The organism is Endozoicomonas atrinae (assembly GCF_001647025.1).
Classification (GTDB): domain Bacteria; phylum Pseudomonadota; class Gammaproteobacteria; order Pseudomonadales; family Endozoicomonadaceae; genus Endozoicomonas; species Endozoicomonas atrinae.
This window is the reverse complement of sequence record NZ_LUKQ02000227.1, coordinates 1-8,590: the sequence shown is the minus strand read 5'-3', so window position 1 is coordinate 8,590 and position 8,590 is coordinate 1. Positions and strand designations below refer to the sequence as shown.

The 8,590-nt window shown below is 46.7% G+C and carries 11 protein-coding genes and 1 pseudogene; 5 read left to right on the top strand and 7 right to left on the bottom strand.

The genetic code is table 11. From position 1 onward, the window contains the following. A pseudogene (locus AK963_RS35765) lies at positions 1–190 on the top strand (IS630 family transposase); the annotation flags it as partial. 353 nt (positions 191–543) lie between these two features. On the opposite strand, the gene cspE reads toward AK963_RS35765, so the two are convergent. Beyond that, positions 544–753, bottom strand: coding sequence for a transcription antiterminator/RNA stability regulator CspE (gene cspE / locus AK963_RS22020; RefSeq protein WP_066017575.1), 210 nt, complete (start codon positions 751–753; stop codon positions 544–546). 362 nt (positions 754–1,115) lie between these two features. Between cspE and AK963_RS22015 the strand changes: the two genes are divergently transcribed. Next, the gene (locus AK963_RS22015) at positions 1,116–2,438 is read left to right on the top strand and encodes an anaerobic C4-dicarboxylate transporter (protein WP_066017574.1); all 1,323 of its coding nucleotides are present in this window, start codon (positions 1,116–1,118) and stop codon (positions 2,436–2,438) included. Between the two features lie 81 nt (positions 2,439–2,519). Here the strand turns inward: AK963_RS22015 and AK963_RS22010 are convergent, their stop codons facing one another. From AK963_RS22010 to AK963_RS33445, 3 genes are all read right to left on the bottom strand, one after another. Next, the gene (locus AK963_RS22010; RefSeq protein WP_066017573.1) at positions 2,520–3,380 is read right to left on the bottom strand and encodes a queuosine precursor transporter; all 861 of its coding nucleotides are present in this window, start codon (positions 3,378–3,380) and stop codon (positions 2,520–2,522) included. A 64-nt stretch (positions 3,381–3,444) separates the two neighbouring features. Beyond that, positions 3,445–4,095 (bottom strand): helix-turn-helix domain-containing protein, encoded by a 651-nt coding sequence (locus AK963_RS22005; protein WP_066017572.1) that lies wholly within the window; start codon positions 4,093–4,095, stop codon positions 3,445–3,447. Next, complete coding sequence (locus AK963_RS33445) at positions 4,092–4,262, bottom strand: hypothetical protein (RefSeq protein ID WP_175404600.1); 171 nt, start codon at positions 4,260–4,262, stop codon at positions 4,092–4,094. Before AK963_RS33445 ends, AK963_RS22005 begins: the two co-directional genes overlap by 4 nt. Positions 4,263–4,893: 631 nt before the next feature. On the opposite strand from AK963_RS33445, the gene AK963_RS22000 reads away from it, so the two are divergent. Then, complete coding sequence (locus AK963_RS22000) at positions 4,894–5,289, top strand: hypothetical protein (protein WP_066017571.1); 396 nt, start codon at positions 4,894–4,896, stop codon at positions 5,287–5,289. Between the two features lie 82 nt (positions 5,290–5,371). Here AK963_RS22000 and AK963_RS21995 read toward each other — a convergent pair whose 3' ends face one another. Further along, complete coding sequence (locus AK963_RS21995) at positions 5,372–5,563, bottom strand: hypothetical protein (RefSeq protein WP_066017570.1); 192 nt, start codon at positions 5,561–5,563, stop codon at positions 5,372–5,374. 398 nt (positions 5,564–5,961) lie between these two features. Between AK963_RS21995 and AK963_RS21990 the strand changes: the two genes are divergently transcribed. Further along, the gene (locus tag AK963_RS21990) at positions 5,962–6,264 is read left to right on the top strand and encodes an isoamylase early set domain-containing protein (RefSeq protein ID WP_066017569.1); all 303 of its coding nucleotides are present in this window, start codon (positions 5,962–5,964) and stop codon (positions 6,262–6,264) included. A 126-nt stretch (positions 6,265–6,390) separates the two neighbouring features. Here the strand turns inward: AK963_RS21990 and AK963_RS21985 are convergent, their stop codons facing one another. Further along, entirely contained in the window at positions 6,391–6,582 is a 192-nt protein-coding gene (locus AK963_RS21985; protein ID WP_066017568.1) for a hypothetical protein, read from the bottom strand. Between the two features lie 258 nt (positions 6,583–6,840). Further along, on the bottom strand, positions 6,841–7,068 hold the full coding sequence (locus tag AK963_RS21980; protein WP_066017567.1) for a hypothetical protein: 228 nt from the start codon (positions 7,066–7,068) through the stop codon (positions 6,841–6,843). Between the two features lie 500 nt (positions 7,069–7,568). On the opposite strand from AK963_RS21980, the gene AK963_RS21975 reads away from it, so the two are divergent. After that, positions 7,569–8,078, top strand: a complete 510-nt coding sequence (locus AK963_RS21975) for a hypothetical protein (RefSeq protein WP_066017566.1) — start codon at positions 7,569–7,571, stop codon at positions 8,076–8,078. The last annotated feature ends 512 nt before the right edge of the window (positions 8,079–8,590 follow it).

Below are 8,590 nucleotides of genomic sequence, written 5' to 3'. Positions count from 1 at the left end.
ACCATTCGCACCGGAGTTAAACAGCTCAGAAAGGCTATGGGAGTGGATGCGGGAGCATGACTTATCAAACAAAGCATTTTCAGGTTATGAAAATATTGTAGATTGTTGCTGTGAAGCTTGGAATAACCTTTGCAGCGAAGCTGGTCGACTGTTCAGTCTGTGCTCCCGTGATTGGGCAGTTATACAGTAGTTAGAAAATTCAATTGGTATAAGAAAATGATTAGACGTGGACCTCTGACTCCACCAGCTTCGGCGCAGTACCTTTGATCTCACTATCGTTGATAAACGTCTTCTGTCCCGCAGAGATTGACTCACCCTTAACGGTACCTGACTGGAGCCGTTGTCATTGTAGGCGGTAATAGTGGCGACGACTCTGACTCCATCTGAGGTCAGTACTTTGAATTGCTTACAGGTATTGGTGGTTGCCATAGTTCCTCCCTTTTTCTTTTCTGAAAATCACAAAAAAGGGCAATACCCGAAAGCATTGCCCTTCTTTTCCTCACTTTACGTGAGGTTAGAGGCTACAAAATGCAGCCACGACCATTACAGTGGTCGAATATCTTCAGCCTGTGGGCCTTTCTGACCCTGAGTTACTTTGAACTCAACGCGCTGGCCTTCCTGCAGGGACTTGAAGCCATCACCAGTGATTTGCCGGAAGTGAGCAAACACGTCTGGTCCGCCATTTTCCTGGGCGATAAAACCAAAACCTTTCTCGTCATTGAACCACTTAACAGTACCGGTAGCAGTAGACATAGTCATATCCTGAAATTTAATAATAATGTGCCTTGCCATAAGGCGGTGGAGCTAGAAGCTTGTTCTTGTTAATGAAGAGTATTTATGACGAATATGACGGGTCACTACACCCGGAACATCAAATCTTTGCATAACAAATAAATCACACTTTTAACGTTCCGCCATTATACAGCGCATAATCCTAACCGCTATGGGCACTTACATTCAATCGATAACACAAGATGCTCAGCCGTTGGTGTATCGCTGCCTATTGATATACATCAATAGCCGCTTTAAAGCCCATTGATACGCATCAATACCCGCCCTCCAAAACCAGCAGATCATTCCGTCACCAATAATTTTTACACGTTCGGAAATCAATCATGCTTCTTATTGCGCAGTTTTTATTTCTGCTGCTGATGCTGTACATCGGTAGCCGGAAAGGGGGAGTCGGTCTTGGGGTGATCTCAGGGATTGGCTTATTGATCGAAGTCTTTATTTTCCGCATGACACCGACTTCTCCACCGGTAACGGTCATGCTGATTATTCTTGCCGTCGTGACCTGTGCCTCCATTTTGGAAGCCGCCGGTGGCTTGAAGTTTATGCTGCAGATCGCAGAACGCGTGTTACGCAGGAACCCCAAGCATATCACCCTGCTTGGGCCACTGGTGACCTATGCAATGACCTTCATGCTGGGCACAGGTCATTCCGTTTACTCGGTGATGCCGATCATTGGTGACATCGCCCTGAAAAACAAAATCCGCCCAGAGCGCCCCATGGCGGCCGCTTCCGTTGCTTCTCAGCTGGCGATTACTGCAAGCCCGCTGTCTGCTGCGGTTGTTTACTACCTGACCCAGTTAGGCGGCATTGATTCCACCATTACTCTGGCATCCATTCTGGGCGTTTCAATTCCGGCGACCCTGCTGGGCACAATTATTCTCTCCCTCTATAGCATGCGCCGTGGCGTTGAACTGGAAGACGATCCTGAATTCCAGCGTCGTATGGCTGACCCGATTACCCGCAAACAGATTGAAGAAACCACCGCAACCAGTCTGGACGAGATCTTGCCTGCCTCGGCACGCCACTCGGTTTACCTGTTTATGGCCGCCATCGCCACCATTGTACTGGTCGCCATGATGCCGGAACTCAGAACCATTGCTGGCAAAGCCATCAAGATGGACGCCATTATTCAGATGATGATGCTGGCTTTTGGTGGTCTTATGCTGCTGTTGACCAATACCCCGGTAAAAAAAGTACCTGAGGGTGTGGTGTTCAAATCAGGCCTGGTGGCTGCCATTGCCATATTTGGTATTGCCTGGATGAGTGATACCTATTTCCAGCATGCGATGCCGGTATTTCAAAGTTCCATAAAAGACATGGTCAATCAGCATCCATGGACCATCGCGTTTGCCATGTTTACTGTCTCTGTGGTGATTAACAGTCAGGCCGCCACTGCGCGTATGATGTTGCCGGTAGCGCTGGGGCTTGGCCTGTCCCCACAGCTGCTCATCGCCATTATGCCTTCGGTCTATGGATACTTCTTTATCCCGAACTACCCATCAGACATTGCAACCTGCAATTTCGACAGCACCGGCACCACCAAGATTGGCAAGTACTATTTCAATCACAGCTTTATGATGCCCGGTCTGATCGGCGTCATCTCCGCTTGCTGTATTGGCTATGTGCTGGCCAGTATTATCATTTAATAAAACGATAGGTGGCCCTGACATAGGGAGGGTCACCATTAATCTGAGTGGTGCATTGATTACCAAAACCAAGTGGCATCCCTACTTCACATACCTCCTCCGCCAATACCGGGTACCAAACACAATACCAACACCAATGAAAAGGTAGATCGGAACCAGCCACAGTTTCATCAAGGTCGTGTCAATGACAAAACTCAGAGTATCCGGGTCGTTCCAGTAATCCTGATACCGCGCAACAGGGGCAATCAGGGAAAACAGTCCTAAAGCAAACGATGTAGAGAACGCCGATCGGACGATAAACCAGTGGTTATTCATCCAGCTTCGTATGAGCTGAAAGAGGTAAATATTTACCATATCAGTGATCAGCAAGCTGACACCCAGTGCAAGGAAGTTCCCCGGCAGCTCACGGTATAACAATTCCACCGGTTGCATGTCGTGATGATCGGGGCCGCTGCTATGAACTGAACCTTCAAGAAATTTGACATGAAGCCACCAGACTGCAGCTACCAATATCAGCATCGCACTACTGTATATCACGGTCTGCCGTGCACGCCTTATTCCGTATAATTCCGATATCGCATCCAGAATAAAATAGGTGAGTGGAAACAGAATACTCCCCCCAGTGAATTCCATACCCTGAACATGAAAATGGCGCATAAATACAATCGGGCAGAGTACCAGTAACGTCAGGTAGAGCCCCCCCAATACCATCAGCATATTTTGCTGGGTCAAGAGAGAAAAGGAATAACAGCCATACACGCCTTGATCGGCCACGACCTGTGGATGTTTTTTCAACATAACGTAGAGCCTGGCCCGGTCGGCATTGGATAGATCATCAACCTGACCAGAACCAATAAATAGCGGTATTTCCCTGATACTCTTTGCCCCTTTCTGTAGCACTGTAATTTCATCACATACCGGATCGTAACTCACAAACTTCATGGGCGCTCCCTGATTCTTGTTATGGTTCCATGTATTTCATACAAGCCTGTAGCACTTCAGATAACTATAAATCAGTGGTTTCATCCACCTTCCAGTAATCCATGTTGCGTACCCGGCCAATCAGTTGCGCCTCCTCTCGCTCATTCGTTGTTCTATTATTTGCCGTTATCTGTTGTGTGTTTTTCAACTCACATTGATCATAAAACGCCTGATAGCAGCCAAGCTTTTTCTTACCGTTGATGATGTACCAGGCCAAGTAAATACCGGGTCCTGGCCTTGGTGTTTTCTCCACTGTCAGCAGCGTATTGCCTGGAAAGTAGTCGTTCATCTCAGGCAGATAGATAAACCGGTATAACTCTGGATCCCTGGGAACATGGCGCTGGCTGTTGAAGATGTCCGGTACCGATATGTCGATATCATAATCGCCCCCCTCAGAAGGAACGACAGTAACCGTAGTCCTGAACGACCCCTGGCGTAGGCTTTTCCGCTCATGATCATAAGGACCACCTCGACCATAACCCAGCCACTGCGGGCTAACCCCCATAGCCTCAGCTAACCGCTCAAGATACTTATGGGGATTACCGATCTCCCCATTGGCCAGCTTATAGAGGTACCCTCGGTCAATTTTTGTTCTCCGGGCAAGCTTGGAAACTCCGGTAATACCAGAGAGCGCCATCGCCTGCTCCAATCGCTCTGCCATTTCTGGATGATTCATGGGTAGTTGCCGTTATTCCTGTAATATCGTTCTGCCAAAAGGATAAGCCGGAACTGTTTTTCAAAGTCCCCGGGATATCGCTCCCGGAGAAAACTAATCAGCATATTGAAGGATTCCGCCATCTCTTTTTCTAATTCTTCTACAGCTACTTCTGAATCTACGTCCATGTACATTAATTCCGCAATCGATAGAAGAAAACTGCTTGATCATGTGTTCATCCTATAACCAATAAATCGGAGGCTTCAATATTTTTTTATAATTTATTCTAATTTTTTGTAGATATTTACCATTGTCACCATAATCGTTTAGTCGTTTGGATATTGCATTAAAACGACTTTTTCAGTTCAGCAAAGCGAGGAAATAAAACTGCTCATTTTTCAGTTATTCTTCTATGGACGTGTAATAGCAGCAACCACCAAGGTGGCTAACAGGTTGTGTACTGGCTTATCCACTGAAATTGTGGATAAAGTGAATATCAATAAATGGTTAAGTAACCGGCCATATGGAATCGAATATTTCTGGGTGAGTGGATAGTTACTATGCAAGGCACAGCGGCGGGAGCATAGCCGTAGCTATGTAACCAGAATTTTAACACTGCAAGCTGACTAACCACTTACTTAGAAAATAGGATTTCATATGGTTTTATTTATGCTCGACATGCACCTGAAATAGCTACAGTCAGCAATTTTGTGGGACTTCAAAGCAAGTATGATCAGACACTGCCCCCCATTTTTCGCCCCTCAAAAAAGCGGTATCATCAGTCAGAACGGCAATTTGTAGTTGTTCAGGAAGAAAAAGATGAATAATTATTACCTCTCTTTAGGTGCAGACCACCCCGATTACCCAGGCTATGTGCGAATTACGGCTCCCACCCGTGATGATGCCCGCCAGTTAATGGAAGCCCATCATGGCCACGACTGGACTGGCTGTTTTGAAACCTTCGATGAGCTGGATACCCACCAGAGGGTTCAGCGGGACTACCTGATCTTTGATAACCTGACCGGCGAGGCTCTCACCTGGACTTGCCATATCTGCAAGGAAAAACGGCCCGACAGTAAAATAGAGGTCACTCAACGCACGTTACTGGAGGCTGATGATGCACCGGTCTACAACGTCCGATACTGCATTGATAACGATGAATGCCAGAACTGTATTGATGCCTTTATTGAACAGCAGCGCGGGGGAGTGAATTAAACAGCGTTGCATGGCCATGCAATAAAGAGCAGCCAGACGCATTGACGAGAAGACTCTGGCACCCGGTCGCAGGCTGGTCACATCAGGAGTGCGCCCTTAGATTCTGGTTATCCTCCGCCCACGCCAGGGCTTTCTGAAAAGCCGCATCGCCATATTGTGCTGAGCTGAAGCGACGAGTCAGGGCACAGGATTTACGATTCTGCTTTTTCTGGGAGATATGCGCAAGCCATCCGGTTTGACCGTCTTTCTGGGTGTATTTTTCGATGCTCATCATAACCGGCGATCTCCCTTTTGTGGCAATCATTGTGCCTCAGCGTGTTGCTTTCCGACGGTGCGCAATTATTCACCAGACGTAACCCAAAAACCTTGATACGTATCAATACTTATTATCGACAGATCAGGGGTCGAGTATCTACTGAATTTACACCCACCGATCAAGGTGAGGACAAAAATGGTTTGCCAAGAGATACTCCTTAACGGTCAGAGAATGATCAAAATGTGTTCTCTTACACTCTGAATTTTACGAATAAAAACTCATTAACAATCACCGACAAACAGAGAAATACACAACCGACCAGCAAGAAACAGCCGTATCAAGTTTGATTTGATCACCATCAATGATCGCTGTACCGTAGACTTTTAAGCCCTGAGAACCTTGAGGATTGATTGTCCATGCTGAAGAAAAAAACGATCAAAAAAACAGCGGAAACCGAAGTGACGTTTGAGTTCGCTCAACCGGGCATCAAGTCCGTGTCGCTGGTTGCGGACTTTAATCAGTGGCAACCGGTCACCATGAAATACCACAAAAAAGAAAATGCCTTCCGGACCAAAGTAAAGCTGCCCGGCGACAATACCTTCCATTTCCGTTACCTGCTGGATGAGACCACCTGGGAGAACGACCATAACGCAGACGACTACGTGCCCAACCCTTACGGCAGTGATAACAGTGTGGTCTACACAAAGATCAAGAAGTAATTAAAAGAAAACCCCGTCACCATAGGGGTGATGACGGGGTTTTCTCTACCAGCATAAGGAGTGATGTGGTATCGGTAAGCTACCAGAACACTACTCGCTGGTCAAAAAACAATCGCTCCAGCCTGCTTAACTGAGGCATTCAAACCGCCTGACGGCATGATCACCCAGTAACGACCGAACCTTTTCCTTGCACTTATCCACGCACTCCGCCTCGGTCATCTCATCAACCCGTGCGGCGCACTTTGGTCCGAAAATGTCCAGCATCAGTTGTTTGCACTGCTGTTTTTTGGAGGGAGTTTCAATATCAAGATCAATCATGATACACCTGTATTACCTTATGAAAGCCAGTTCCTGATCATCGAATTTAATTAGAACGTACAGCTATCTCATCTAATACAGCAAATCGATCCCTAATCCTCAGTGTAACCACCCGGACAATGGGCAGCCAAAGGAGGTATGGAATAACAAGTCCCGTCAGGTAAACAGACCGTTTATCGCAACACCGCCAGCACTCCACCACAGAACATCTCCGGCCTTAGCCATCGGTGATAAGATATTGACAGAGAGACGCCTATTTTACGGGAGAGTCTGGCTTTTCTGCTGATAATATTCTCGGCAGGTTTCAATAGGGTCCCGCCCCTCAGACATTTGCTGGTTCCACCGCTGAACCCCACTGCGAATTCGAGACTGGCGCTCCGTGTCCGATAACTCTGGGTTGTCCAGCATCGACAGGTAGCCGTATAGATTGCGGTCCATTCTGTACTGGTTTGTCTGCCTGTTTTTTCTGATGGTTGAATTATTCATAATTACCCTCTACGAGCTCTGCGACAGTTAGCTTGTCTATCAACAAAGCTAATCGAGTCGTGGTGTTGAAATCGTCTGCCAGGCAATAAGATGGGTAAATATTCCCTTTCTCTGCCTGATACCCCCGAAGGGTTTGAAGTTGCAACACAGGGACAAGCGAACAAAATCATAGGAGCATAATAGAAGTACTGTGTGACTAGCCAGACTGGTTGCACCTATCAATGAACACAGACCACAACAATAGCAATTTCATAGGCGACGGGTTTAAAAGCAGGCGAAAACTGACAGGATACTTAATCGCGCTTTCCTATAGGATGCAAGGCAAGGATAACTTATATCGAATCAGCCTGACCTGAATCAAATGGGCAATGTCCACGCAAAAATATTCTTGCACCTTTGCCTATGAAAAAACACAATGCCTCCAATCCTGTCGCCTATATGAACATATATCGAGCAACAGAAGGAGAATAAAAAAGACCGGACGTTATGGGGGACATTCTATGGAGCCAGCAGCCGCCTCAATTTCCATTCCACCATCATCTTTTGATGCATGGCTACAAGACCAGTCATCGAACCTGCAATCCTGGTTCAAAAGTCAGCGTGGCACTATTGCCGGGCTCACTGTTCGAAAATACCCCGCTTGTCTGAAACCACAGATCTTCCTACCTGCCGATGAAAAAACAGCTTATGACCGGGCCCGATTTGACTTGATGATAAACACTGGCCGAGATATCTGGTGCATCACGCTGGACATGGTCTTTTACCTAAAACCTCGCGTGACCGATGAAGGCAAGCTGGCCAACGCCAGTATTCTGTTTACCGTGCTGGATGAAGATGACCGGCCCAAGGTGGTTGACTACCTACCCGTGTGGGAGAACACATCAGCTAAGCACGTTGGAGGGGACTTCACAGCAGAGCAATGGATAACACACTGGTTCAGAAAACTCACCAAAAGCCGCAGGCTTCATCGCGTCTTTGCCTATAAGACATGGATAAGGGAAGTTGACTAACAACAGATTGGAGGTAACACTTTCTTATCGTTCACTGAGCCCATAGTACAATGGATGGACAAATACGGATAGACTCCTGCCTCTTGTTGCATCAGACTTCAGCCAGTCTCAAAGTTTTTGCTGATACCTGTCCCCAGATAGGGTCAGCATTTTTTTTGCCGAGCAATATCAACGACGGATTCAAGTTCCAACACTCAGCTCAATAGGTCTCCATAAAATTCGATTCATTTCATATAAAAATGCGAACCAGTCTTTAAATATGGCGGAAGCATTTATGATACGAATTCAGGGTGTCTACTGAATGGGATTAGTCAGAAAAAGTAGTTGCTGTATTGACTGATGGGATCTAGGCAAGTCATACCAGACGACATTGCCAATCAAAAAGAAAAAAACGGACCCTAAAGCCCGTGAGATAAGATTTTCTCTGCAAAATTCACAGTAGGTAAACTGTGCCCCAAGAAACATGGTTCATTAGGAACAGTGCCTCTTCCGTGAGGACGTGAGCATCCTAT

Coding starts and splice junctions, on each gene's coding strand:
- AK963_RS33445 (WP_175404600.1), bottom strand. CDS start 4,262: ATGGACGTAGATTCAGAAGTAGCTGTAGAAGAATTAGAAAAAGAGATG.
- AK963_RS21980 (WP_066017567.1), bottom strand. CDS start 7,068: ATGAATAATTCAACCATCAGAAAAAACAGGCAGACAAACCAGTACAGA.
- AK963_RS21995 (WP_066017570.1), bottom strand. CDS start 5,563: ATGATGAGCATCGAAAAATACACCCAGAAAGACGGTCAAACCGGATGG.
- AK963_RS21975 (WP_066017566.1), top strand. CDS start 7,569: ATGGAGCCAGCAGCCGCCTCAATTTCCATTCCACCATCATCTTTTGAT.
- cspE (WP_066017575.1), bottom strand. CDS start 753: ATGTCTACTGCTACCGGTACTGTTAAGTGGTTCAATGACGAGAAAGGT.
- AK963_RS22000 (WP_066017571.1), top strand. CDS start 4,894: ATGAATAATTATTACCTCTCTTTAGGTGCAGACCACCCCGATTACCCA.
- AK963_RS22010 (WP_066017573.1), bottom strand. CDS start 3,380: ATGAAGTTTGTGAGTTACGATCCGGTATGTGATGAAATTACAGTGCTA.
- AK963_RS22005 (WP_066017572.1), bottom strand. CDS start 4,095: ATGAATCATCCAGAAATGGCAGAGCGATTGGAGCAGGCGATGGCGCTC.
- AK963_RS21990 (WP_066017569.1), top strand. CDS start 5,962: ATGCTGAAGAAAAAAACGATCAAAAAAACAGCGGAAACCGAAGTGACG.
- AK963_RS22015 (WP_066017574.1), top strand. CDS start 1,116: ATGCTTCTTATTGCGCAGTTTTTATTTCTGCTGCTGATGCTGTACATC.
- AK963_RS21985 (WP_066017568.1), bottom strand. CDS start 6,582: ATGATTGATCTTGATATTGAAACTCCCTCCAAAAAACAGCAGTGCAAA.